The organism is Methanobrevibacter sp. V74, from assembly GCF_963082495.1.
In the GTDB taxonomy this organism is placed as follows: domain Archaea; phylum Methanobacteriota; class Methanobacteria; order Methanobacteriales; family Methanobacteriaceae; genus Methanocatella.
In genome coordinates this window covers 320,462-346,666 of record NZ_CAUJAN010000003.1, presented here as the reverse complement: position 1 = coordinate 346,666, position 26,205 = coordinate 320,462, and the positions used below count along the sequence as shown (strand labels likewise).

At 32.5% G+C, this 26,205-nt stretch carries 23 protein-coding genes and 6 tRNA genes; 14 read left to right on the top strand and 15 right to left on the bottom strand.

The window, feature by feature from the left end:
- Positions 1–80: 80 nt before the first annotated feature.
- Positions 81–3,446, top strand: coding sequence for a hypothetical protein (locus Q9969_RS06745; protein WP_305555657.1), 3,366 nt, complete (start codon positions 81–83; stop codon positions 3,444–3,446).
- 347 nt (positions 3,447–3,793) lie between these two features.
- Here Q9969_RS06745 and dnaJ read toward each other — a convergent pair whose 3' ends face one another.
- The 3 genes from dnaJ to Q9969_RS06730 all read right to left on the bottom strand — a co-directional run bounded on the left by dnaJ (position 3,794) and on the right by Q9969_RS06730 (position 7,541).
- Entirely contained in the window at positions 3,794–4,936 is a 1,143-nt protein-coding gene (gene dnaJ / locus Q9969_RS06740) for a molecular chaperone DnaJ (RefSeq protein WP_305555655.1), read from the bottom strand.
- 136 nt (positions 4,937–5,072) lie between these two features.
- Positions 5,073–6,947: a molecular chaperone DnaK gene (dnaK, locus tag Q9969_RS06735; protein WP_305555652.1), complete on the bottom strand. Its 1,875-nt coding sequence runs from the start codon at positions 6,945–6,947 to the stop codon at positions 5,073–5,075.
- Between the two features lie 42 nt (positions 6,948–6,989).
- A complete protein-coding gene (locus Q9969_RS06730; protein ID WP_305555649.1) occupies positions 6,990–7,541 on the bottom strand; it encodes a nucleotide exchange factor GrpE in 552 nt (183 codons plus the stop codon).
- Between the two features lie 245 nt (positions 7,542–7,786).
- On the opposite strand from Q9969_RS06730, the gene Q9969_RS06725 reads away from it, so the two are divergent.
- The gene (locus Q9969_RS06725; RefSeq protein WP_305514657.1) at positions 7,787–8,362 is read left to right on the top strand and encodes an ArsR family transcriptional regulator; all 576 of its coding nucleotides are present in this window, start codon (positions 7,787–7,789) and stop codon (positions 8,360–8,362) included.
- A gap of 28 nt (positions 8,363–8,390) precedes the next feature.
- On the opposite strand, the gene hypF is transcribed toward Q9969_RS06725, so the two are convergent.
- Positions 8,391–10,631, bottom strand: a complete 2,241-nt coding sequence (gene hypF / locus Q9969_RS06720) for a carbamoyltransferase HypF (protein ID WP_305555646.1) — start codon at positions 10,629–10,631, stop codon at positions 8,391–8,393.
- Positions 10,632–10,686: 55 nt separating this feature from the next.
- On the opposite strand from hypF, the gene larB reads away from it, so the two are divergent.
- Together larB and Q9969_RS06710 are read left to right on the top strand one after the other, a co-directional pair.
- Entirely contained in the window at positions 10,687–11,448 is a 762-nt protein-coding gene (gene larB / locus Q9969_RS06715) for a nickel pincer cofactor biosynthesis protein LarB (RefSeq protein WP_305555643.1), read from the top strand.
- Positions 11,449–12,009, top strand: coding sequence for a GNAT family N-acetyltransferase (locus tag Q9969_RS06710; protein ID WP_305555640.1), 561 nt, complete (start codon positions 11,449–11,451; stop codon positions 12,007–12,009). It begins immediately after the preceding gene.
- Here the strand turns inward: Q9969_RS06710 and Q9969_RS06705 are convergent, their stop codons facing one another.
- From Q9969_RS06705 to Q9969_RS06665, 9 genes are all read right to left on the bottom strand, one after another.
- A complete protein-coding gene (locus Q9969_RS06705; RefSeq protein ID WP_305555635.1) occupies positions 12,010–12,516 on the bottom strand; it encodes a hypothetical protein in 507 nt (168 codons plus the stop codon). It abuts the gene before it with no gap.
- Between the two features lie 14 nt (positions 12,517–12,530).
- Positions 12,531–13,385 (bottom strand): ABC transporter ATP-binding protein, encoded by an 855-nt coding sequence (locus Q9969_RS06700; RefSeq protein ID WP_305555632.1) that lies wholly within the window; start codon positions 13,383–13,385, stop codon positions 12,531–12,533.
- A 9-nt stretch (positions 13,386–13,394) separates the two neighbouring features.
- A complete protein-coding gene (locus tag Q9969_RS06695; RefSeq protein ID WP_305514669.1) occupies positions 13,395–14,159 on the bottom strand; it encodes an ABC transporter permease in 765 nt (254 codons plus the stop codon).
- 63 nt (positions 14,160–14,222) lie between these two features.
- Positions 14,223–14,513 carry a phosphoribosyl-ATP diphosphatase gene (gene hisE, locus Q9969_RS06690; RefSeq protein WP_305514671.1) on the bottom strand — a complete coding sequence of 97 codons (291 nt, stop codon included), beginning with the start codon at positions 14,511–14,513 and terminating at the stop codon, positions 14,223–14,225.
- Positions 14,506–15,318, bottom strand: coding sequence for a CBS domain-containing protein (locus Q9969_RS06685; protein WP_305514673.1), 813 nt, complete (start codon positions 15,316–15,318; stop codon positions 14,506–14,508). The genes hisE and Q9969_RS06685 overlap by 8 nt, the downstream gene beginning before the upstream one ends.
- A 15-nt stretch (positions 15,319–15,333) precedes the next feature.
- Positions 15,334–16,686 (bottom strand): Asp-tRNA(Asn)/Glu-tRNA(Gln) amidotransferase subunit GatB, encoded by a 1,353-nt coding sequence (gatB, locus tag Q9969_RS06680; protein WP_305514675.1) that lies wholly within the window; start codon positions 16,684–16,686, stop codon positions 15,334–15,336.
- A 150-nt stretch (positions 16,687–16,836) separates the two neighbouring features.
- Complete coding sequence (locus tag Q9969_RS06675) at positions 16,837–17,604, bottom strand: phosphocholine cytidylyltransferase family protein (protein ID WP_305555628.1); 768 nt, start codon at positions 17,602–17,604, stop codon at positions 16,837–16,839.
- 11 nt (positions 17,605–17,615) lie between these two features.
- Positions 17,616–18,587, bottom strand: a complete 972-nt coding sequence (locus Q9969_RS06670; protein ID WP_305555625.1) for an NAD(P)H-dependent glycerol-3-phosphate dehydrogenase — start codon at positions 18,585–18,587, stop codon at positions 17,616–17,618.
- A gap of 36 nt (positions 18,588–18,623) precedes the next feature.
- Entirely contained in the window at positions 18,624–19,604 is a 981-nt protein-coding gene (locus Q9969_RS06665; RefSeq protein WP_305555622.1) for a radical SAM protein, read from the bottom strand.
- 190 nt (positions 19,605–19,794) lie between these two features.
- Between Q9969_RS06665 and Q9969_RS06660 the strand changes: the two genes are divergently transcribed.
- From Q9969_RS06660 to Q9969_RS06625, 8 genes are all read left to right on the top strand, one after another.
- A tRNA-Asn gene (locus Q9969_RS06660) sits at positions 19,795–19,867 on the top strand.
- Positions 19,868–19,872: 5 nt separating this feature from the next.
- Positions 19,873–19,946, top strand: a tRNA-Ile gene (locus Q9969_RS06655).
- Positions 19,947–19,976: 30 nt separating this feature from the next.
- Positions 19,977–20,051, top strand: a tRNA-Glu gene (locus Q9969_RS06650).
- Positions 20,052–20,106: 55 nt separating this feature from the next.
- Positions 20,107–20,189, top strand: a tRNA-Leu gene (locus tag Q9969_RS06645).
- Between the two features lie 33 nt (positions 20,190–20,222).
- Positions 20,223–20,298, top strand: a tRNA-His gene (locus Q9969_RS06640).
- Between the two features lie 100 nt (positions 20,299–20,398).
- Positions 20,399–20,809 (top strand): Holliday junction resolvase Hjc, encoded by a 411-nt coding sequence (gene hjc, locus Q9969_RS06635; protein ID WP_305514683.1) that lies wholly within the window; start codon positions 20,399–20,401, stop codon positions 20,807–20,809.
- Positions 20,810–20,860: 51 nt separating this feature from the next.
- Positions 20,861–21,009, top strand: a tRNA-Trp gene (locus Q9969_RS06630).
- Positions 21,010–21,066: 57 nt separating this feature from the next.
- The gene (locus Q9969_RS06625) at positions 21,067–21,675 is read left to right on the top strand and encodes an MBL fold metallo-hydrolase (RefSeq protein ID WP_305555619.1); all 609 of its coding nucleotides are present in this window, start codon (positions 21,067–21,069) and stop codon (positions 21,673–21,675) included.
- On the opposite strand, the gene Q9969_RS06620 is transcribed toward Q9969_RS06625, so the two are convergent.
- Positions 21,664–22,314 (bottom strand): TrkA family potassium uptake protein, encoded by a 651-nt coding sequence (locus tag Q9969_RS06620; RefSeq protein ID WP_305555616.1) that lies wholly within the window; start codon positions 22,312–22,314, stop codon positions 21,664–21,666. The genes Q9969_RS06625 and Q9969_RS06620 overlap by 12 nt on opposite strands.
- Positions 22,315–22,370: 56 nt before the next feature.
- Positions 22,371–23,747 carry a TrkH family potassium uptake protein gene (locus tag Q9969_RS06615; protein WP_305555613.1) on the bottom strand — a complete coding sequence of 459 codons (1,377 nt, stop codon included), beginning with the start codon at positions 23,745–23,747 and terminating at the stop codon, positions 22,371–22,373.
- 136 nt (positions 23,748–23,883) lie between these two features.
- On the opposite strand from Q9969_RS06615, the gene Q9969_RS06610 reads away from it, so the two are divergent.
- A complete protein-coding gene (locus tag Q9969_RS06610; protein WP_305555610.1) occupies positions 23,884–24,948 on the top strand; it encodes a UPF0104 family protein in 1,065 nt (354 codons plus the stop codon).
- Between the two features lie 342 nt (positions 24,949–25,290).
- On the top strand, positions 25,291–26,181 hold the full coding sequence (gene fhcD / locus Q9969_RS06605; protein ID WP_305555607.1) for a formylmethanofuran--tetrahydromethanopterin N-formyltransferase: 891 nt from the start codon (positions 25,291–25,293) through the stop codon (positions 26,179–26,181).
- The last annotated feature ends 24 nt before the right edge of the window (positions 26,182–26,205 follow it).

The following is a 26,205-nucleotide window of genomic DNA, read 5'->3' as shown; positions in this document are numbered from 1 at the left end:
GTTGACTATTGAACATTTGAATTAATTAATTTATAAGAGGTGTAATTATTAAAGGAAAAAACATATTTATTTCATTAATTTTGCTTTCTATCGTATTATTCTCTGCTAGTGTGGCTTTTGCTGCCGATGATGGGAATATTACTGCTAGCCAAGTAAATGATGAAATATCTACAGATAATGAAGTTCTAACTATTGATGAAGGTAGTTGTGAACTTGAAAGTGATAATGGTGGCATTCTTCAAGATAATGGTAGTATCTCTGATAGTAATGTGGTAACTAATGATACATTTTATAATTACTTTGATGAAGATGGGGTATTAACTTCTAATGCTACTGAATTAATTTTTGAAGGTGATTTTAGTAATATTGGTGTATATTGCATCACTATTGCAAAATCTGTTACCTTCACTGGACGTAATGCCACATTTAATAACATAGCATTCATCATTAAAGAAAACAATGTTGTAATTGATGGCTTTAATTTGAATATGAATAGTAATATGTATTTAGTTAATGTAAAAAATGTAGATGATGTTACAATTTCTAATAATGTAATTAATTTTCTATCATTAAAATCTATGGATAGTTTTGCAATATTGGCAAAGAATATAACTACATTAAATCTTTTAAAAAATACTATCACTTATGTTGGAACTACTGAAGGAGCTAATATAAACAATGCTGTCCGTGTTGAAGGCGGAAGAAATGTCACTATGTCGGATAATGTTTATAATATTATCATGCCTTCAGTTGATGTAAAATATGATTTGAATTATAATCTTGAAGCTTTTAGTGAGGGTATCGTATTTCTTACATGTGAAAATGTAACTTTGACCAGAAATAATATAAAACTCAATTATAGTGGAATTTCTGGATCTTCGGATACTATTTATGTGGTAACTATTGGCAATGCTAATATGAATTATACTGATTTTACTTTTCCGAATGTTTGTAAAAATGTTGTAGTTAGTGATAATAACATCACTGCTAACGGTCATGGGTATATTTATAGTATGTCAATAGTTGCAGATGAATTTGAATTAACTAATAATAATTTCGATATTACTGCTGAAGCAAATTATGCAAATGCTATTGCTGTCGGAGGACCTTCTTCTAATGGGAAAGTTTCTGGAAATGTAATTGAAATAACTGCACCTAACGTAGTGTATGGTATTTATGCCTATCAACTGATGGGACCTATTGAAAATGTTACTTATTCAGATAATATAATCACCGGTAATGCTTATGCTGCTTGTGGGTTTGAAATTGTCATGAAGAATCCTGTAATATCTGACAATAAAATTACTTTAAATGGTAATCACACTGTTGCTATTGTTGCAAATTCTTTAGATGAAGGAACTATCTCTGGAAACCAAATCAATAGCTTAGGTTCCAATATTGGTAATCAAAGTACTGGAGATTCCATGATACATATGGAAAGTGCAGGGATTAGTGTTAAAGGAGATTGGGATATTTCTGATAACTCTATAAATTCTACTTCTATTGGTGTTAATTTAATTCTAGGTGGCGACATTGATTTGGAAGACAATGTAATTAATGTCATTGCTAAAGGCGAAACTGATAATTATGCAGTATATGCTAAAGGCATGGATGAATTGACCATGAGCGGCAATATTGTGAATTTTGTAGGGAATGTAAATGAAAACATCACCAGCAATGGAATATATGTCTTTAGTAGTAATGGGGTTCACATTTTTGACAACGAATTAAATTTAAATTTAGTTTCTGCTTTCGTTCCTTGGATTGAAGAGCCTCCAGGCTCTTGGAATTATGTACGTCATGCTAAGTCTAGTGGAATTGTTGTCGTAAATTCTGAAGATGTTATTTTTGCTTCTAATAATGTTACTACAACTTTTGTTGATGTTGTTGGTAATTCAGATACTATTTATGTTTTAGATTTCACTGATACGGGTAATGCGATAATTAAGAATAATAATATTAATTCTTTGGGAAATACTTACATTTATGGCATTATTATTGAGGCAGATAATTTTACTATTAGCTTTAATAATATAACCTCTTCTGCTAATTATTATGCTGATGGTATTGATATTGAAGGCGGTTATGGTAATGTTGAATCCAACGTAATCACTGTCAATGCTAATAATTCTACTTATGGTATTTACTCTGGTATGAGTGGTAAAAGCGTTTCTGTTAACATTACCCATAATAAAATTCATGGCAATGCTTATTATGTTGTAGGTATTGAAGTAGGTGGAGATGAAGCACTTATTGATAACAATATTATTTATGTAACTGGAAATCACACTATTGGTATTGGATCTAAGGTTGATAAGATAAATATAACAAACAATAACATTACTTCCGAAGCTTCAAATGAAGGTAATTTATCAATTTGGGATTCCATGGGAACTGATACTGTAGGTGTTAAAATTGCTGCTGGAAATGCCACAATTGCAAACAACACCATTCAAACTTCAGGGGATTATGCAGTTAACTTAAACGGCAATAATGCAACCATTTCAAATAATTACTTAACTGGTAAAAAAGGTGTAGGTTCTAATTCTGTTGCTAATGCGGGACCTTCAACTGTCATTACTGATTCAAGTCCTAAATATAAAGTAATTATTTCAGTTATGGATTATAATACTGTTTATAATAGTGGTCTTATCTATTATGCGATTTTATCAGATGAAAATGGAGATCCTATTAAAAATGCAACTGTTTTCTTATCTGCTGGGTTAAACAAGATAAATACAACAACCGATAATTCAGGTGTTGCAGCATTTGAAGTATCTGCTTGGGATGTTGGCAAATACAATGTATATGTCACCTATTTTGGTAATGAAACCTACGGCCCTAAATCTGTTAAAGGTCACATTAATATTGAAAAAAGATTATCTGAAATTGCAGGAGTTAGTTCCAAAACTGTTTTATTGACTGCAATTAAATCTGGATCTTATTACGACATAACATTAAAAGATGATATGGGCAATCCTTTAGCTAATAAAGAAGTGACTATCACATTCAATGGTAAAACTCAAACTGGAATTACCAATTCTGCAGGAGTCGTTAAATTTAGACTGGCTGCAACTAAAACAGGAACTCAAAAGTTAGTTGTTAAATTTAACAGTGATAGTAATTATGTAGCTTCTACACTTACTGCTACAGTTAAAATCACCAAAGAAGCAACTAAATTAACTGCTAATAAGAAAGCTTTCAAGGCTAAGAAAACCAAAAAATACAATATTGTTCTAAAAGACAGTAAGAAAAAAGGCATTAACAAAGTTAAAGTTACCTTAAAAATCAAAGACAAAATCTACAATGCAAAAACTAATTCCAAAGGTAATGCAGTCTTTAAGATTAAATTAACTAAAAAAGGCACATACACAGCTAAAGTTAAATTTGCAGGTAACTCTTATTACAAAGCAGCAAGTAAAAAAGTTAAAATTACTATCAAATAGAGATTTTTCAATCTCTATTGTTTTTTTTATTTTTTCAAGTATCACTTGATTCATTGTTGTCAAGGTTCATTAAGAAATCATATTTCTTTTCATTGGTTGTATTGATTTAACCAGTCGTTTTCTTGATTATTTTAAGACTAACATTGTCTAAAAACTCCTTAATTCTACACATCCTCTAAAATTAATTAGGTTATGTATATCACAGGAAATGCAATGCATATTTTAAAAAGCATCCTATCAAATTATTAAATTATCAATAAATAATTTCAATGTAAAAATAAGTTAGGTATAGTTTAATTAACTATAGTTTCAATAAAAATAGGTGGAGTAAATTAGTAAAAACTAACTTACTTCATAGCATCTTTAACTCTATCAAAGAGTCCTTTTTCAATATGTTTAATCTCTTCTCCGCTGACTTCAGCGAATTCTTCAAGTAATTCTTTTTGTTTTGAGTTCAGTTTTTTAGGAACAACGACCTTAACAGTTACATACATATTTCCTCTACTGGAATGTCTAACAGAGTTCATACCTTGTCCTCTTAATTTGTAAACCGTTTCGCTTTGTGTTCCAGGTGTAATTTTGAATTCAACTTCTTTTCCCTCAATAGTCGGAATGCTTATAACATCACCTAATGCTGCTTGTGGGAAACTTACTTGTTGTTCTAGGTATAAGTGATCTCCTTCACGGATGAATTTTTCATGTTTTTTAACATGTATAGTTACTATTAAATCACCTTCAAGACCAGCGGCTTCACCACAGTTACCCTCACCGGATACTCTTAAGTGGTTTCCTTCATCAACACCATTTGGAATTTCGATTTTAATAGTTTTTGTTTTTCTTTTACTTCCTTTACCGTGACAGTCTTCACATGGATCGGTAATTATCTTACCGGTTCCGCCACATTTTCTGCATGGTTTAACATTAACCATTTGACCTAAGAATGTATTGCTAACTTCTTTAATTTGACCTGTTCCTCCGCATACGCTACAAGTTACGGGATCAGATCCGGGTTTTGATTTAGAACCATGACATGTTGGACATAATTCACTTCTTGTAATTTTAATTTCTTTTTCGCATCCATTAAATGCTTCTTCAAGAGTGATTGGAACTTCAGTGTAAATGTCTGAACCTCTTTGAGGGCCTGTTCTTCCTCTTGAGCGGGATCCTCCACCAAATCCAAACATATCAAATATGTTTCCAATATCAAATCCTTGGAATATGTCTTCGAAGTTCACGTTTTGATAGAAGTCTTCAGCGGTAAATCCATCCATTCCAGCATGACCAAATTGATCATATCTTTGACGTTTTTCATCATCGGACAAGACAGCATAAGCTTCACTTACCTCTTTAAATTTATCTTCAGCTCCTTCCTCGTCACAAACGTCTGGATGGTATTTTCTTGCTAAGTTACGATAAGCTTTTTTTATTGTTTTTTCATCAGCATTTTTATCTACTCCGAGAACTTCATAATAGTCACGCTTGTCTGCCATTTATTCACCTTAAAAAATAATTATAAAAAATAATAAGTTAGAAGAAATAATAGTTTTATCTAAATGTTAGTTTATTACTGATTGATTCTGATTTTGTTTATAACCTAACAATCTCAATAAAACCGTATTATTTATTCTAATCGTCTTTTACTTCATAGTCTGCATCAATTGTGTCATCATCACCATTGTTAGCACCAGCATTAGGGTCAGCTCCTGCTTGTTGTTGAGCTTGTGCTTCTGCTTGTGCTTGTTGGTAAATTTTAGCACCAATCTCTTGAATTAGATTAGATAATTCATCAGACTTTGCTTTAATGGCATCAACATCATCGCCAGCTATAAGTTCTCTTAATTCAGCTACAAGTCCTTCGACTTTAGTTTTTTCATCTTCAGATACTTGATCTTTGAGTTCATCTAAAGTTTTTTCTGAAGTGTAAATTAATGAGTCTGCATTATTTCTGATTTCTATTTCTTCTTGTCTTTTCTTGTCTGCTTCAGCATTCATTTCTGCTTCTTTGATTTTCTGTTCGATTTCTTCATCGGACAATTTGGTGGAGGAGGTAATGGTAATAGCTTGCTCTTTACCGGTTCCTTTATCTTTAGCAGTTACATTAATAATACCATTTGCGTCAATATCAAAGGTTACTTCAATTTGCGGAACGCCTCTTGGTGCAGGTGGGATGCCTATAAGTTGGAAACGTCCGAGAGAGGTATTGTCAGCCGCCATTTTTCTTTCCCCTTGCAATACATTAATATCTACTGAAGGCTGGTTATCTGCAGCAGTGGAGAATACTTGGCTTTTTTTGGTAGGAATAGTAGTGTTTCTTTCAATTAAAGTAGTGGATACTCCACCTAAGGTTTCAATACCTAAGGATAATGGAGTCACGTCCAATAATACGATATCTTTAATTTCACCAGCTAATACTCCTCCTTGAATAGCTGCACCCATAGATACACATTCCATTGGGTCAATACCACGTTCAACTGTTTTTCCTATGAATTTTTCGACGAATTTTTGTACAATTGGCATTCTTGTAGGTCCACCAACTAAGATGATTTTATCAATTTCGGATTTGGTCATTTTTGCATCATCTAATGCTTGTTGCATTGGTTTACCTGATTTTTCGACAATTGAATCAACGAGCTCTTCTAATTTTGCTCTTGTAAGTGAGATAATTAAGTTTTTAGGAGCTCCATCACTTCCCATTGCAATGAATGGCAAGTTTACTTCAGTGGTTGTGGTAGTGGATAATTCTATTTTCGCTTTTTCAGCAGCTTCTCTTAATCTTTGCACGGATTGGTCATTATCCATTAAGTCAATACCTTCTTTTGCTTTAAATTCATCAGCTAAGTATTTGATTAATACGTTATCCATATCGGTACCACCGAGTTGGGTGTCTCCGCTAGTGGATTTTACTTCAAATACTCCTCCACCGAACTCCATAATAGTCACGTCTAAGGTACCTCCGCCTAAGTCGTATACCATAATATTCATGTCATCGTCTTCGGATTTATCAAGACCATATGCAAGGCTTGCTGCGGTTGGTTCGTTTACGAGTCTTACAACATCAAGTCCAGCAATAGTTCCTGCGTCTTTTGTTGCGGTTCTTTGGTTGTCGTCAAAGTAAGCAGGTACTGTAATTACAGCTTTTTCTATAGGTTCTCCGAGGAAGGTTTCTGCATCTTTTTTAATTTTTTGTAAAATAAATGCGGAAATTTCTTGTGGGGAATATTGTTTTCCGTTTACAGTAACTTTGTAATCAGTACCCATACTTCTTTTAATTGCACTGATTGTATTTTCAGGATTTGTTACTGCTTGTCTTCTTGCTGGTTCACCAACTAACATTTGACCTTCTTCGGTAAATGCAACATAACTTGGGAATGATTTACCATATTGACTTGCACCTTCTGCAGATGGGATTGTAGTAGGTTTACCACCTACGAGCACAGATGCTGCAGAGTTACTTGTACCGAGATCAATTCCAATAATTTTTTCTTTTTTAGTATCAGACATAATTATCACCTTATTTTTTTTCAATATATTATTTAATAAACATTATTTTTTACAAACTATAACTTTTGAATATTTAAGAACCTTGTCTTTATACATATATCCTTTCATCAACTCTTCAATAATGTATCCATTTTCAACATCGTCGGATTCTTGCACTATCAATGCTTCATGTTTGTTTAAGTCGAATTTTTCACCATTTGTGGGAATTTCATTAACTCCTTCTTTTTTCAAAACATCACTGAATTTATTATATATGAGTTCTACACCATTTCTTAAATCTTCATCTTTTTCAGTTTCTAAAGCTCTTCCAAAGTCTTCATAGCAATCAAGAAATGATTTTATAACATTTTCATTTGCGAATTTTATTAAATCTTGATTTCTTTTGTCAGTAATTTTTTTGAAATTTTCAAAATCCGCTTGAAGTCTTTGTGATAGCGAGATATATTCTTGAGTTTCATTTTCGGATTTTTCAAGATTTTTTTCGAGCTTTTCAATTTCTTCATCTTTTGAAGTTAACTTTTCAAGAAGTTCTTCATATTTTTCCTGAATATCTTCGTCTTTAACTTCAGTTTTGCCTTTATTTTCGTCAGTCATCTTGACACCTTATTTAGGTTTTTAGAAAAACCAATGTAATAACTCTTAACCGAGAAGTTATTCTTATGATTCTTTAATATTGGTTTTTGGGAATTTATGGACATATAGGAAAATGGTTCATCAAATAAGAGTTATTACCTTAAGTTTTTCTGAACCAAATATTAAAGTAACCAAAAGTTATCTTTCTCTTACATTATTATAGTAACAAAAAGTTATATAAAGGTTTCGATACAGAAAGTATAATCATGAATAATACAAACGACATTGAGAAAAATGAAAGAACTCGCAGAAATGTCGAAATGCCTAAAGGTCACATAGAATTAAGAACTAACTACAATGGCCCTGCTGAAGACATGGATGTGGAAGATATCCTTGATGTAATGGGTTGTAAAACTAGAAGAGATATTATAAATCTTTTAAGAGAAGAACCTATGTTTGTAAGTGAAATTTCCAATGAACTGGACATTGGTCAAAAAGCTATTATTGCGCACCTTCGTGCAATGGAAGATATAGGTATCTTAAATTCTTCTTATAGAAAGATTTTAAGAGGTCGTCCACGTAAATACTACGATTTACAAAATGAAGTTAACATACATATTACGATTAATAGAAACAACTTCGATGTACAACTTACAGATGACATGCTCAATACATTACAACTACCATCTGGGGACGAATGGTCTAAATTATTAGACATTGAAAAAAGAATCGATGACGGTCAACTCGAAGCAATTGACGAGTTGAAAAATCAAATCAGATTATATGGCAATCTTTTAGAAAGAGCGGAATATATTCTTGAGAGAACCATGAAAACTAAATAATATTGTTTGAATTAATTTTCAAACTTTTTTACATTTTTTTAGCCACAATACTTTGACCTAAAGATACAGATCCATCTCCGGCACAGGTATTCGTGTGTTGAATGAAATTAAAACCATTTTTTTCAATGCAATTTTTAACTTGATCGGTAATGGCTTCATTATAAAATACTCCTCCGGTGGCTCCAATATCGGCGATATTCTTTTTATCGGATGCTTGAATTGCAAGTTCGCTTAAGCCATTTGCCACAGCAATTTGACCTGCAGATGCAACATCAGCCTTTTTTTCTCCACTTTGGTATAATCTTACAACTTCACGTAAAATTTCAGTTGTGTTCAATTGATTATTTTCGATTATCACAGGGATTTCTAGCTTTTTGGTTGAGTAATATGCAGCCGATTCAAGTTTCATTGAGCATTCTCCTTCATAGGTACGCTCATGACAAATTTCCAAGGCCACAGCCATTGAATCAAGCACTCTGCCTGTACTTGTGCTTACTCCTACATTGATTCCAGCTTCAATTTGTTTTTTAATGTTTTTAATCTCAATTTCGCCATATCTGAAATAATCAGCATACTTTTTTATTAGCTCATCATCTTTTAAGATACCTGCAAGCATTCTTACAGGATATTTTGTTGCAGCATCTCCACCGGGCATTAGCTGAGGCTCTAAATTGCCCATTCTTTCAAACGAGTTAATATCTGTGTAAAGTATTTCTCCTCCCCAGCTAGTTGAATCGCTTCCATATCCCACTCCATCAGCAGCAATGCTAATCAGCTCATCAATTCCATGGTCATTGGCAAGTGCTGCTGAATGTGCATGATGGTGTTGCACTGGCAGGACTTCTGCACCATACTTTTGAGATAATTCATGTGCTAAACGTGTAGTAAAAAAATGAGGATGCATATCACAGGCAATCACATCAAATTCATTGATTTTTAGAATTCTTTCCATATTGCTAATTGCGGTTTTTAAAAATTCTAATGTTTTTGATTTGTTTGCATTTCCAATGTGCTGTGAAGGATATGCTTTATTTCCTTTAGCTATTGAAAATGTCACATCAAGTTCAGGGCCCAATGCAAGCACATCCAAATCATTAGTTTCATAACTGATTGTATAGGGTTCTGGAGTGTATCCGCGTGATCGTCTAATAAAGGATAACTCGTCATTTCTAAATCTGATTACAGAGTCATCACATCTGTTTAGGATTTTACGATTATGGATGAGGGAATATTCATTAACGCCTGTAATTATCTCAGCGTTATCAATCACCATTGGTTCACCTGGAATATTGGCTGATGTCATAACTAATGTGTCAATATTGCTTTCATCAAATAATAAGTAATGCATTGGTGAGTAGGGAAGCATCACTCCAATATTGTGCAGACCGGGTGATAAGCTTTCAGGGAAGTTATAATTTTCATTTTTCTTTAAAATAACAATAGGTCTTTTATTGGAGGTTAATGTTTCGATTTCTCGTTTGGATAGTTGGGCATATTTTTTCAAGCTTTCTAAATCTTTACACATTACTGCAAACGCTTGACTTGGCCGGTTCAGACGTTTTCTCAATTCATTTATTGCTTCATCGTTATAAGCATCAACTGCTAGATGTGTTCCTCCAATACCTTTAATTGCAAGTATTTCTCCATCACTTAAGATTTCTGCACCTTTTTTAATAGGATTTTCAACATTTAGTTTTTCATTTCCTTTATAAATGGCCATTTGAGGTCCGCAATCACCACAACAAATAGCTTCACCATGATACCGTCTATCTAAGGGTTGCCCGTATTCACTTAGGCAATTTTCACATAATGGAAATTCCTCCATGGAGGTTCTAATTCTATCATAAGGCACACTTTCAATAACTGTAAATCTGGGTCCGCAATCGGTACATGCATTAAATGGATATTTATAGCGCCTATCATTAGGATCTCTAATTTCTTCCAGACATCTGTCACATATTGCAATGTCTGGAGGTATTACACTAACTCCTGAATAGGAATCTTCACTTTCAATTATTTCAAAATCAGAATAATTTTCCACTTCAACTTCACTAACTTTCATTGAATCAATTTTTGCAATTGGGGGTAATTCAAGTGGAAGTCTCTTTGCAAAATCAAGGGCATTTTCACCCTCAACTGTGATTTCAACCACATTTCCAAGGTTTCTAACATATCCTTTTAGATTTAAGTCAGCCGCTAGCCTATATACATATGGTCTAAATCCCACTCCTTGGACAATACCTTCAGTTAAAATCTTTAATGCCTTCATTAAATTATAATATTGTAAGTTAAATTTTATATAATTTTATCTTATATATTATATTATGAAAGATATTCTTGAAAAATTAGCTAATGGCCAACTTGATATTGACCAAGCAGAACAACTTCTAAAAGCGGATAATATTTTAGAATTTGATGATATTGCTAAGTTTGATATTAAACGCAGTGAGAGAACAGGTTTTCCAGAAGCAATATTTTCTCCAAGTAAAGATTATGACGATTTAATTACAATAATCAAAAATTTCCTTAAAAAAAGTGATGATGACTTGATAATTACAAAATTGTCATCTGAGAGGTATGAAAAGATAGAAAGGGATTTAGGCGAAAATTCATATATTTTTGACTATAACAGACGAGCTCACATTTTAATAATTAGAAAAGAAATAACAAAAAAAGATCCTATTGCAAAAATTGGCATTATAACTGCCGGAACATCTGACATTAATATTGCAGAAGAAGCCCGTGTAATAGTTGAAGAAGGAGGATGTGAATCAATTACCTCTTATGATATTGGTGTTGCAGGAATCCATAGGCTTTTTCCTCAAATTGCATATATGGTTGGTCAGGGCGTTAGGGCATTTATAGTTTGCGCTGGAATGGAAGGGGCGTTGCCTTCTGTTGTTGCGGGCCTTGTAGATGTGCCTGTAATTGCCGTTCCAACTTCTGTAGGTTATGGTGTTGGAGAAGGTGGCAGGGTAGCTCTAGATGCAATGCTTCAATCATGTGCTCCTGGAATTGCAGTTGTAAATATCGATAATGGATTTGGCGCTGGAGTATTCGCATTAACAATTGTAAATAGTGATTAAATGAAATATGAAATTTTTAATCCTGAAATACATGATGTATCTAAAGTAGCTAAGCTAGTTTATGATGTTGACTTTAGAACATTTGACATGCTTTTTAAAAGTTCTAATGGCGCTATCAAATCCATTTCTAAAAGCTTAAAAGATGAAGATCTAGAAACATTCCTTGTAATATTAAATGATGATTATGAGATTATAGGTATTTTGATTTACTATGTAAATAAATTTCCAAAGCATTTCAATTTCAAATCTCTAAGGTTATTAATTGTAGATATCCTAGATTACTTTGTTTTATGTGACGTCAAACCTGGAGATTTATATGTAGCCGAGCTGGCAATCGACAATAGTTTAAGAGGCCAAGGTTTAGGTAGAAAAGTTTTAGTTGATGTAATCAATTGGGCTCGTGATGAAGATTTAAATAGAGTGCTTTTGGATGCTGACTTTAGAAATAATGGAGCTTACAGGCTTTATGAAAAAATGGGGTTTAAAGAATTCAATAAAAAAAGAGTAAAATTCCTCAATTTTGAAAGAGGAATGCACAATATGGAATATAATTTAAAATGATTATCCTTTATTTTGTTTGAAATCGAATTTAATTTGTTCGATAATAAAGTTCATCGCATTTTCTTTACTGGTTTCATTAGTAAAATGTTCAAGCTTCATCGAGAATGTATGATTGCACTTATCAAAGTATGCTATTGCATTGTCCTTTTCGTCTTTAGACGATTGGTTTTCATATTCAATCATACTTAAATTTTTGTTTGTAAAATTCTTCTTAATAATTATGTCATCTTGCTGAGTTAATGATTTCAGTTTCTTATTATATTCTTCATTGTTATTGGTCACTTTTTCTAAACATTTAATGCGAATAACTTCATTTGTTTTTTTATTATGGAATACACAATATCTGCTGCCGTCATCAGTTGTGATATATCCTGGAGGCAATGTTACTGCAACATCACTAATCACAGAAACTGCATTGCCTACACTGGTAGAGTTACTGACAACAAGGTACATACATCCTAATCCTGCAAGTAATACAATAATAATTCCAATCCAACGTTTATCCATAATTCTGCCTCAGGTTATTTTTTATTTTTCTTTTTTTTCTTATTTTTTTTTCTGCCTTCAGCATTTTCGACATATGCATCACAAACTTCATCAGCAGGACCTTCCATGACAAGTTTTCCATTATCAATCCAAATACACTTGTCACAGATTTTTCTAATTTGGCTGATAGAATGTGAAACGAGCAATACTGTCACTCCTTCAGCCATAAGTTCATTAATTTTCTCAGAACTTTTCTTTCTAAATTTAATATCTCCAACAGATAAAATTTCATCTACAATCAATATGTCTGGTTGTATGAGAGTGGCTATTGAAAAACCTAATTTAGCTCTCATACCTGAGGAGTAATTCTTAACTGGGTAATTGATAAATTCACCAAGTTCTGAAAACTCTACAATCTCATCATATTTTTCATCAAGTAGCTTTTTGTCCATGCTTAAAAAAGCACCATTTAAGTAAATATTGTTTTTTCCAGTGTAGTTCTTATCAAAGCCAGCACTCAACTCCAATAATGGGGCAACTTTACCGTTGATTCGTATTTTTCCATATGTAGGTTCATATATTCCGGATAATATTTTTAAAAGTGTACTTTTTCCAGCTCCATTAAATCCCAGAATTCCAAGCTTATCCCCTTTATAAATTTCAAAACTGATATCATCTAAGACTCTAATTTTCTCTTTTTCTTCTTTATTGCGTTTAATAGTTCGGATAACATACTCTTTCAAGGTATCAATTTTATCTTTAGTGATTTTAAACTCCATTGATACATGTTCAACTTTAACCGCAACATTATTATCAAGTTTTTCAGCGGTATTATCAGAGTCATTGGAGAGTATATTAATTTTATTTTTTATTTTTCCTATAATGCCCATAATAACACCTTATAATTCTAAAACTAATTTTTTATCATAGATATTAAATAATAATATTCCTATTCCTAATGTAGTAAATGCAAATGCCCCTAAATAAAGTATCATTGTGAAATCAGGTATTGCTCCGTATACGCATTGTCTAAAACAGGACATTGCACAATAAACGGGATTCAGGGTAAATATGAATTGTACTTGTGAAGGAACAATCTCGATTGGATAAAACATTGCAGATGCATATAATAATACTAAAGTAAATACGTTGTACAGGTATCCGATATCTGTGAAATAAGTATTGCAAACTGCTAATATAAGCCCAACTCCAAATACCAATACCACTAAAAAAGAAAGAGGAATTATAGTGTATATTAATGTTATATGGAAAGGTGCTCCGGTAATTAGCATAACTCCAAACAATATCACGAAAGATATTAAAAAGTTAACAAATTCATAACAAACAGAACTAATAGGGAACATCAGTTTTGGAACATAAATCTTTTTTAATAAATTAGCATCCTTTCTAATTGAGTTCATAGCTCCTTTAGTCCCATGGTTGTAAAAATCAAATGCCAATCTTCCTGCTAAATAGTAAACAGGATAGTTTTGAATATTTCTTCCAAACAGCATGGAAAAGATTAATGTAAATACTAACATAGTTAAGAGAGGATTGAAAAAACTCCATAAAATTCCTAAAACGGAATCTTTATATTTTGAAGTTAAATTCTTTTTAACTAGCTCTGTTAGCAAAAATTTTTTTTCCGAATTTGTGTCAAACATAGTAATAACCAATATGTTTTCAATTATCTAAAATTATGTTAAAAATTATTTATAAATTTTTACTCACTTCCGCCTTCTAGCAAACTCTTCATAGATTTCATCAAGTTCTATTCCTTTATGAACTAAAAGCAATAAAGTGTGGAAGATTAAATCAACGGATTCATAAACTAAATTTTCATCGTTTTTAGAAGCTATTATTACTTCTCCAGCTTCTTCAGCGATTTTTTCTAATATCTTATCTTCAGCTTTTTTATCACTATCTTTCATGATATTAGATGTATAAGAATCAATAGGATTGTCTCTTCTTGATTGTAAAACTTCATAAACTTCTCTTATGATTTCATCATTATTCATCATCATCACCGTTTGATTCTTGATCTTGCATACTTTCAGTAATTGCAATTAATGGATGTTTATCATCGTCAATAATTTCAATATCATCAAATGTTTTAATACCTGCTTTATCAGCAGTTTTTTCCATACCTAATTTGATATCTTTGCCTAAATCAACAACATAAGAGTCAACAGTTTCATAACCTCTTTGGACTGAAGCTACTGCTCTGTGATGCCCATCAACTAAAATCCATCTATCATCAGTTTTAACAACAATTGCAGGTTCGGCCAATCCTTTTTCCAACTCATAAGCTCTTCCTTCAAGTTCATCTGCATAAACTCTGTCTTGTGTAGGCCTTAATTTTTTAGTTTCAACAGGCATATGTTTCAAGGTAGTTTTAATGCCATATAATTGTTCCATAGTCTTTTTAAAGTATTCCACTTTATTTGGTGTGGATCTTTCAATATGTGACCTGACCATATCAGTATTTGTAATAATGCCAACTAATGCTCCATCAGCATCTACAACAGGCATTCTTGAAATGCCCTTTCTAAACATTACTCTAGAAGCATCGTTTATTGATAAATCTTGATTAGCGACAACTAGGTTAGTACTCATTATTCCTGAAACTGTGTCTGCCCATTCCTTTGCCACAACATCAAATGCAGTTACCATTCCCACCAGTTTATTGTTTTTAACAACAGGGTAACTGTTGTGGTGACTTTCTTTCATTAAATCTATTATTTTGTCAGTTTCAGTGTCTGGAGAAACAGAAATTACATCTCGGGTCATATAATCTTTTACAAAAGACTTTTTCTCTGCCATATAGTGTCCCCTTTTCTATTCTATATTTTCTCTTAAAAGTTTAACAGTTTCTCCAGGGTCTGCTTTTCCACGGGTTAATCTCATTACTTGACCCACTAAGAAGTTAAGTGAAGCTTTTTGACCAGCTAAGTAATCATCAACTGCTTTTGGATTTTCCTCAATAGCTTGTCTAACAGCGGATAATGTCTCATCTTCATTTACAACACCAAGCAAACCTAATTCTTCAGCAATTTCTTTAGGTGTTTTATCACTGTTTGGCATTTGTTCAATGATTTTATGAGCTGCTTTAGCGGTAATTTCTTTTGTTTCAATCATTTTTAAGTATTCAACTAAATCATCGACACTAATTCCACTATCTGCAAAGTCTAATTTATTATAGGATAATACTCTTTTAAGTTCATCCCTCATCCATTTAGCTGCAAATCTAGAATCAACTTCTTTTACAACTTCTTCATAACTAATAGCTAAATCGAGTTCGGAAGTCAATACTTTAGCAGATTCTTCATCAATGCCGTAATCTGCAACGAATCTTTTCACTTTATTGTGAGGTGCTTCAGGCATGGTGTCTAAGATTCTTTTGATAGTTTCATCAGAAATTTTCATTGGTGGAAGGTCTGGGTCTGTAATAAAACGATAATCATCAGCATCTTCTTTTAATCTCATTCCGACAGTAATCATTTGAGATTCAAGATATGCACGAGTTTCTTGCTTAACTTCAACTCCTCTTTTCATAAGATTTTTCTGCCTTACAAGTTCGAATTTCAATGCTTTGTATGCACCTTTAATGGAGTTAACGTTTTTCATTTCTACCCTGTTTCCTCCATTGATGGAGATGTTAACATCTGCTCTCATGGTTCCCTCTCCACGAGCTCCTCCACTATATTGCAAAACTCGAATTAATTCTTTTAAGAAGTTTCTTGCTTCTTCAGGAGATTTTATATCTGGTTCAGTTACAATTTCAACTAACGGAATTCCTGAACGGTTGAAGTTAACAGTACCTCTGTCTGGTTTAAATTGACCGGGGTCTTCTTCAGCGTGAATTTCTCTAATTCTAATTCCATTTAGTTCACCTTTAATTCCAATAGGAACTGAAGTTCTTTGATATCCTGAAGGCAAATCCGGATAGTCATAATGTTTTCTCATGAAATAAATGACGTCCTGATCAATTTCACAGTTAAGCATTAAAGCAATCATCAGTGCATTTTCCAATGCTTTTTCATTTGTAGGATGTGGTTTTGCACCTGGTTGATTAAGACAAACTGGACAGATGTTTGAATTAATTGGTGCATCCTGGTAATTTGTAGGACAATCACAGAATAATTTTGATTCAGTTTCTAATTGCACGTGGATTTCAAGTCCACACATCATATCGACATCGTCACTAATAGTAATTCCTCCCTTTTAGGATAATTTTTTATACTATCATCATATTTGTTCATTTCAATTTATAAACATTGTTAAAAAATAGGATATTGGTAGGGATTTTAAAATAATAAAAAATAAATAAAAATTGATGAACTAGTTTTCAAACTCATCAATTAATTTTTGAGCTTGATTCCAATCGTTATGGTCATCAATCTCGGTCCATTTAAGTCCATTTGTTAAAACATAATCAATTGTACTGATATTGCTCAATGTTTTATATGCAAAATCATAATAATTCTGTTTATCTTCATCCATTAAGTCTTCAAGAATTTCATTAAATTTAACTATGTCATTTTTAGATACTTTTGAAACACCAATAAATTCCCCTGTAGAACTAGGAATATCAATCCCTTTTCCGATTTCTTTTATAGTTCCATTGGCTATTGATTTATCTTCATCAAATATTTCATTTTCAATAATTAATTTAAATGACTCCTCGTTTAAATCTTTAAAATTATCTACAATTAAACTGGTATTTTCTCTTTCAGCTATTCTTGCGATAATTTCAGGATCAACAACATTGTCTCCATTAATTAATATAAAATCGTCCATCTGATTTTCTTCAATGTATTTGCTTGCGATATATGTTGAAACGGAAGTGTTGGTAACGTCATATTTTTCATTTTCTAAAATTCTAATGTTAATGGAATATTTTTCTTTTAATTTAGGAACTAAATCTTCTACTTTGTCTTTATTGTATCCAACAATCACAATAAATTCTTTAATATCTTCTGCCATTAAATTTTTCATCATTCTTTCAAGTAAGGTCATGCCATTCACTTCAAGTAATGGTTTTGGTATGTCCTTTGTAAGTGGCATTAATCTAGTGCCCATTCCTGCTGATAAAATTACTCCAATCATTTTTTCACCTTTTATTCAAATTTGTCCCATAACATATTAAATGCTTTAATAGGATTTGTCCTTTTAATAATTACATCATAAACAAAATCTACAGTGTCGCTATTGATGTCATATTTAGTGCAAATATCCTTTATTGCTTTAATAGAATTTTTTCCTTCAAATACAATGCCACTTGCAGCTTCATCAATAATTAATCTTTGGCCGTATAAAATTCCAAGAGTGTGATTTCTACTTTCAGAAGAAGTTGAGGTTAAAATTAAATCTCCAAATCCACAATATTCGTGAACTGTATCGCAATTGCCTCCAATTGCCTCAATGATTTTAATGGTGTCCTTAAAACTTTTAGTTAAGATGCTGTATCTGGCATTCTCATTGATGTTCATTCCTTCACAAATTCCGTTAGCTATTGCATTTATATTTTTCAAAACACCACAAAGTTCAATTCCTTTAATGTCATCAATTATTTTAACTTTAAATTGTTTAGTTGACAATACCTCTTTAACTTTCAGGGAGTTTTCACGTTTTCTTGATGAAATATTTGTCACTGTTGGTTGGTTTATCATTATTTCAGATGCAAAATTGGGTCCGGATAATGCAACATAATTTTCATCAAAATATTCAGATATTAAATCGCCCATTGTTTTAAGAGAAGGATATTCAATCCCTTTTGCTGTGGTAACAAGAATTACATCATTAGAAATTACTTCTTTTAAGTTTTTTAAAGTTTCCCTAAAAGCAGAAGAGGGGATTGCTAAAAATATAATTTCGCATTGTTTTAAATCATTCAAATCAGTTGTTGCTTTAATATTTTCATTTAATTTTTGATTAGGATAATACTGTGTATTGTATCCAGTAGTATTAATATCATCACACAAATCTTGATTTCTCGCATGCAATAATATTTGATCTACATTTTCCCTTATTGTTTGTGAAATTGCTGTTCCTAGTGAACCGGCTCCAATAATGCCTACATTTAATGTCATTTTACACCTTGATTTTTAATTATTTTAATGTTGTAATTAATATTTATTTTTTAAAGATTCTTTAACATATCGTTTAATGAATTTATCCAACTCAGGGGAAACTTCACTTTCTTTAGATCCCAATTGGGTTTTATTAGTGAATGTTCCTTTTAATTGTCTTCCAGCCCATTTAACTTCTTCTTCAACTCTTTTACCATATTTTGTTCCAAACATTTTAAACAAGGGGAATTTGGTTATTCCATTTGCTCCACTCAGAATCAATATTCCGATATTTGCTAGATTATCAATCCATGTTCCGCAGATTATTTCAATATCTGGGAAGGCTAACCTTACTTGTGCTACAACTTGAGCATAATAAAGTGAAGGGGGTTGTGAGGAATTTGCATAAATGGTGTCTTTGTGAGGATTAAGCGAATAAAAGATTACTCTATCAATTTTATGATCTCTAATATAATCGATTATATATGAAACATCATCAAGAGTTTCTCCAAGACCTAAAATTATTGTAATTGCCTTTTTAAATCCTAAATCTCCTGCAATATCTAACATATTACTAATGTCATCTAATTTTTTAGAGGGACAAACTTTCTTGTGTATTTTGGGATTAGCTACCTCAACTGCACCGGTTATACCTTTAATTTCTGAACTGTACTGATTTAATTCATCAGTAATTCCAGTATTTAACCAAACTCCATCTCCAGTGATATTCTTTATATTTGTGGCGATTTCTTTAATTTCTTGAGTTGTAAAGGATTCGTATCCTCCAGATAGGAATTCTATATTCCAATCAAGGCGTCTGCACATTTCAGCTTCAGCATATATATTATTAATATTTCTTCTAGCTTTCTTTGGATCTTTTATTTTATCTTTTTGTGTGGACATATAACAAAAGGTACAATCTCCTTTATTACACCACCAAGATAAGAATACTGCTCTTTCCAGAGTTATTAAATCGCCATGTTTCTTTAAAGTAATTTCATTGGCTTTTTTAATTAGGTCAAATATGTTAAAATCCATGTTATTATATATGCTCCTTAAAGTTTATATACTGCAATGACTAATTTATGTATGTTGACGATTTTTTCCATAAAAGTTTTAGAAAAATCAAAACATTTATATACTATGTAATGTATAATTATTATTACTGTTTAAAGTCTTTGATTTTTAATCATGGGTTTTATTTGGTTAAGTTAGTTGGGTGTTTCATGCCATCGTAGCTCAGTAGGTAGAGCGTTCGGCTGTTAACCGATTGGTCACAGGTTCGAGCCCTGTCGATGGCGTTTTTGGGCCCATAGCTTAGCCAGGTAGAGCGTCCGGCTCATAACCGGAAGGTCATGGGTTCGAACCCCATTGGGCCCATGGTATCTTAAAACTTTATTTATTATATGTGCTCCGGTGGTGTAGTCCGGCCAATCATTTCGGCCTTTCGAGCCGAAGACTCGGGTTCGAATCCCGGCCGGAGCATTCTAAAAAATTTTGTTAAGATTTTTAATGGTTTCTATGTATCCTTTCTTTTAAAGCGGGGGTGCCCGAGAGGCCAAAGGGGACAGGCTTAGGACCTGTTGACGCAGGTCTACCAGGGTTCAAATCCCTGCTCCCGCACTTTAACAATTTTTTTTATTTAATTTAATAAATGCCGGGGTAGGGTAGGTGGTCATCCTCCAGGACTGTGGATCCTGGGACTCGGGTTCGAATCTCGGCTCCGGCCCCATTTATAAAAACTATTTTTTCAAATTTTAGAATACTTAGCAAATGCTCTCTCATTTTATTTATATAATGTTAAAATCAAATTATTTAATCGAGTGTTATTTATGGCAAAAAAAGGATCTGCTGAAGAAAGGGATTTGGTACATAAGTTGTGGAATAGGAAGTTTGCTGCTATGCGTGCTCCCGCTTCTGGAGGTGCTACTAAAAGACCTTTACCTGATGTTTTAGCGGGAAATGGTAAAATTTATTTAGCAATTGAAGTTAAAACAACTACTAAAGAAAGAATTTATATTGAAGAAGAACAAATTACTTCCCTTTGTGAGTTTTCAAAAATATTCGGTGCCAAACCTTATATTGGGGTGAGGTTTAAATACACTAAATGGATATTTTTAGAACCTGAAAATACTCCTAGAACTAGAAACGGAAACTATCGTGTTGAAAAGGATTATGCACTTGAAAAAGGTTTTGAAATTGATGAAATAACCGGTATTGATAAGCAAATGAAATTTGAATAATTGCAAATATTTATATATTATTAAAATCAGATTTACTACTGTATGTTATGTGGGGTTATGGTGTAACCTGGCAGCATCGGGGACTCCAGTTGTCTTTGAAGAAAATATACGCGTAACTGAACAGTACCTGTTGTGATGAACAATTGGAGTACTGAGGCAAGAGACATCCCCGGATTGGGGTTCAAATCCCTATGACCCCATTTTTATACAAAGTTTTTTCAAAACTTTTAATTACTTTTTAAATTATACTATCTTTCATGTCAAATATTGTTTTTATAATGGGATTTAATTATGATTCAAATTGTTATTTAATTAATGATAGCATTCTTGTTGATACTGGTGCTGGACATAACAAGGATTATTTATTCTCAAAACTCAAAGAAAATGGCATCAAACCGGAAAATGTCGAATTAATTGTAAACACTCACTGTCATTTTGATCACATTGGTGGAAACTATTTATTTCCTAATGCAAAGATTGCGGTTCATGAATTAGATGCAATTTCCATGAAAAATAAAGATTCATTAGGCACTTCACTTTCTGCTTTTGATTTTGAAGGGGATAACTCTAGAGTGGATATTGAGCTTGTTGATGGCGATAAAATAGAAGATTTTGAAGTTATTCACACACCGGGACATACTAGTGGTGGAATTTGCCTTTGGGATGGCGAAAACTTAATTAGTGGAGACACTATATTTGCCGGTGGGGGTGTTGGTCGAATGGATATTGGTGGAAGCTATTCTGATATGAAAAACAGTATTGAAAGATTATTGGAATTAGATGTTAAAAACATCTACCCAGGTCATGGACCAATTGTTGAGAAAAATGGAAAAGAACATATTAAAATGTCTTATTTATTGCTCTAATTTTTTAGAAACCTTTTTTAAGGTTCCTCTTTTAACAAGGATAGAAACTTTTTCTCCGCGAGCTATTGTATTGTCTGGTTGAGGTATTACAAGTTCACCGTTTTGATATGTAGCAATAATGATGTAGTCTTTTGTAGGGGATACTTCTTTAAAACGTTTTCCAATAACTTTATCGTTAGTTATTGTCATTTCAATAATTTCTGCATCACCTTCACCGATTGTGGTTAATGTAGATACTCTTGGATTAGTAACATATTGTGCTAAGTCTTTTGCAGCACTCATTTCCGGACTTATTACTCTATCAATTCCAACTTCTTTAAATGCTTCTTCGTGTTCGGGGTTACTTACACGTGCGATAATTGTTTCAACATTATATTTTCTAACTAGAATGCATGAAAGTAAGTTTGCTTCATCGTTTCCAGTTGTTGCAATAAAGAAGTCAGCATCTTCAATATTTGTTTCTTCAAGCAATTTGGAACTAGTTCCATTTCCACATATAACTAATGCATCGAGTTCTGATGCAACTTCATTACATAATGATTCATCACTTTCAATTAATGTGATGTCTGCACCATTATCAATTAGTAAATTTGCAAGGCCAAGTCCTACACGACCTCCTCCCATTATAATAGCATACATTATATTACCTCATCAAAATAATTAATAATCAATATTTATTTTAAGATAATATAAACCTATCTTTTAAATACTTCGAAAAATGCTCTTAGTGTAATTAATACTGGATATATTTCCAATCTTCCACTCCACATGTTAAATATGCACGCGAGCTTTAAAGGGTCTTCAAGAGAGAAATTTATCTCTCCAAGGATCACACCATTGTTTCCTTGAATTGAAATAGTGTCAAATAAACTATTAAATGGATCGTGACCATATAAACAGAATAATGCCCAGCTAACCAGAATAAAAATCATATAAAGAGTAATGAAGTTTCCGCTGTCACTAACCGTTTTTTCATTTACTTTTGTTTTTGAAATTTTTATTGGAACAACCCTGCCTTCGGGTGATAAAATTTCACGAATATGTTTATAAATCCCTTTAAAGAATACAATGACTCTTGAAAGTTTAATTGCACCAACTGTGGAACCACTTGATCCTCCAATTAACATCAATGCCATTATACAGATTAATACGAATGGTGGCCATCCTATCATCACGTCAAAACTATTGACGCTGGCTCCGGTTGTTGTTGCAGCAGATACTATTGTAAAAAGTAAGTCTATTGGAACAATATCTGAGACAAAATAAAGTATAACGGCAACAATAGCTATTAAAGAAATCATCACTTTAAATTGCAAATCCTGAATCAAGGATTTTCCTCTTGTTTTAATAACTTTATAATGGACTAAAAAGCTTGTAGCTCCTAAAATCATTAAAACAATAGAAATTAAGTAAATCACATCATTGTGGTAAAAACCCATATTCGCATTTTTAATACTCATGCCTCCGGTGGAAATAATTGTAAATGTATTGCAAATCGAATCAAAAACAGGCATTCCCGCAAGTAAATATAAGCAAATTCCCAGCACTGTATAAATTAAATAAATTTTAATAGTTTGCATAAGAGTAGCTTTAATACTAGGTTTCAGGCGTTCTTCACGAGCTTCGGATTGGTACAATTTTGATGATGCGGTTCCAGGTCTTGTTAAGATTGCTACAGTCATAACAATAATTCCTAATCCTCCAACCCATTGTTCAATAGATCTAAAAAATAAGATACTATGGGGCAGGACTTCAACATTTTGATACATGGTAACTCCACTTCCAGTTAAAGCGGACATGCTTTCAAAAACTCCGTTGATGAAGCTCAAATCACTTACAAGTAGCATGATTGCTCCACCGATTACACTGGCCCATAGCCATGCAAGTGCTGAAATTATCATCCCATGTTTTAGGCGCATTTTATTTGATGAGTATTCTTCAAAGTATTTTGTAAAAAATAGTCCTAAACCTATTGAAATTAAACTGGGGATTATAAATCCTAAAAAATTAAATTCGAAATATATTAAGTCTACAATTATTGGAACTAAACACATTAATCCAATTCCAACCATTATCATACCTGAATTTCTTATAACTATATATAAGTCAGTTTTGTTAATATATCTCATTGTGTAAATATTGATTAAAATTCTATATAAATTTATAAGTATCAAAAGTTCAATATTAAAATATTAAGTTGGTATTATCATGGACCGTAAAACAATATTATTATTTGGATTCAGTATTCTTATTTTAGTCATAATGTTATGGTTTGTAGGAATCGATAAGGTTATTATGGCATTGAAAACAGCTAATCTATATATTATACTTTTAGCAGTTGGTGTTCAAGTTGTTACTTATTTTTTATACACCTTGCGTTGGCAGATACTCAACAATCTTGCTGATATGTATGTCAGTATAAGAAAACTGCTTCCAATGGTAATGGTAGGTCTTGCGGTCAATAACATTACTCCTTCAGGACGTGGAGGTGGAGAGCCTGTAAGAGCTTATCTATTGTATAAGGAGAAAAATTGTTTAATGGAAGAAGCTTTTGCAACTGTTGTTGCTGATAGGGCATTAGATACATTTCCATTCGTTGTTCTTGCAGCCATTACAATTTCTGCAATGACATTATACTTTAATTTTGACACATGGATGCTTGTTGTAATGGTTCTTGCAGTCATCGCGATTATTGCAGTTTTAATTGGTATTATTTACATGTGCATTAATCCTAATTTTGGAAAAAGGGTGGATGGATGGATTATTGGTCTTGTCAGACGTTTTTACAAGAAGAACTCAGAGGAATTTGAAGAAAAAATACATGGAATTATTTCCGGTTTCCAAGACACTATGAAATTATTGATTTCAAATAAAAGGGGTTTGTTGTACACTATTCCATTATCTTTTTTAATTTGGATTTTTGAAATTTTAAGAGTTTATCTGGTATTTTTAGCATTTGGCGCAAATGTTAATATTGTCATTATTGGTGAAGTATTTATTGTAGCTTCACTTGTCGGTATGATTCCGTTGCTTCCTGGAGGTGTTGGGGCTATTGATGGGGTCATGATTCTGTTTTACTCCGCAACAGGAATTCCATCTTCAGTTAGTGCAGCCGCAACTGTAATTGAAAGGTTAATCTCATTCTGGATGACCACCATAATCGGTTTGATAATATTGCCATATTATGGATCAGCTATTTTAAATAAGATATCCTTTTCATCATCTTCTGGTGAAATCGAAGAATCCGATGGCGACGAATCATCTGAGGAATAGGCGATTATTGTCTAAATATTGTTTGATTATGATCATGTTTAATTGCCTGATTTTACAACTTCTGTAATTTAGAAGTATCAGGTTTTTATTTATACGCAGAAACATCTAAAATTTTTATATGGAATATATTTTATTGTTCTTAGTTGGAGGCATTATTCTTGGATTGTAATTTACATTTTAAGTAAAATTCCATATTTAAATGAGTTCATTGGTGTTAAATGCTTTTTTAATCATATAATGTTTTTCCATGATGATTATTAAATAGAAAACTTTATTTTTATATATATTCATAAACTTTATTATCACAAAATATTTAATTTTTTAAAAAAATTTGGTGAAAATATGGAAATAAATGGCGTAGAAATTAAAGATACTTATGCAGAAGGTTTTGGAATCAAAGTAACTAGAATTTTAGTTACTGCAGAAACTGAAGAATTAGCAAAAATTGCAGCAACTGAAGCTACCGGTTACGGAACTTCTGTTATTGGATGTCCTGCTGAAGCAGGTATTGACTGCTTTGTACCGGCAGAAAACACTCCCGATGGAAGACCTGGTTATGTTATAATGATTTGTCAAGGTGGTAAAAAAGCACTAGATCATGAATTAATGGAAAGAATAGGAATGTGTATTTTAACCGCTCCAACCGCAGCAGCATTCAACTGTTTAGAATCTGGAGATACTTTAAACACCGGTGCAAAATTAAAATTCTTCGGGGACGGTTTTGAAGAAGAATTAGAAATTGATGGAAGAAAAGTGTTCTCCATTCCAATCATGTCCGGCGACTTCTTAGTAGAATCTGACTTCGGATACAAAAATGGTGTGGCTGGAGGAAACTTCTTTATCTTAGCGACCGAACAAATGATTGGTGTAGCCGCAGCTCAAGCAGCAGTTGAAGCTATTTCTAAAGTTGAAGGCGTAATTACTCCATTTCCTGGAGGTATGGTCGCTTCTGGTTCTAAAGTAGGATCCAACAAATACTCAAAATTCTTAAATGCATCCACTAACGAAAAAATGTGTGTAACTTTAAAAGACAAAGTTGATTCAGACATTAGAGAAGATGCTAACGGAGTATTTGAAATAGTTATCGATGGTGTTGATGAGGAATCTGTAAAAGCAGCTATGAAAGCAGGAATTGAAGCTGCTTGTGCTGTTGAAGGTGTACTTGAAATTTCAGCAGGTAACTTCGATGGTAAATTAGGTTCTGCTATTATGCATTTACACGAATTGTTCTAGAGAATTTAATTCTCTTCATTTTTT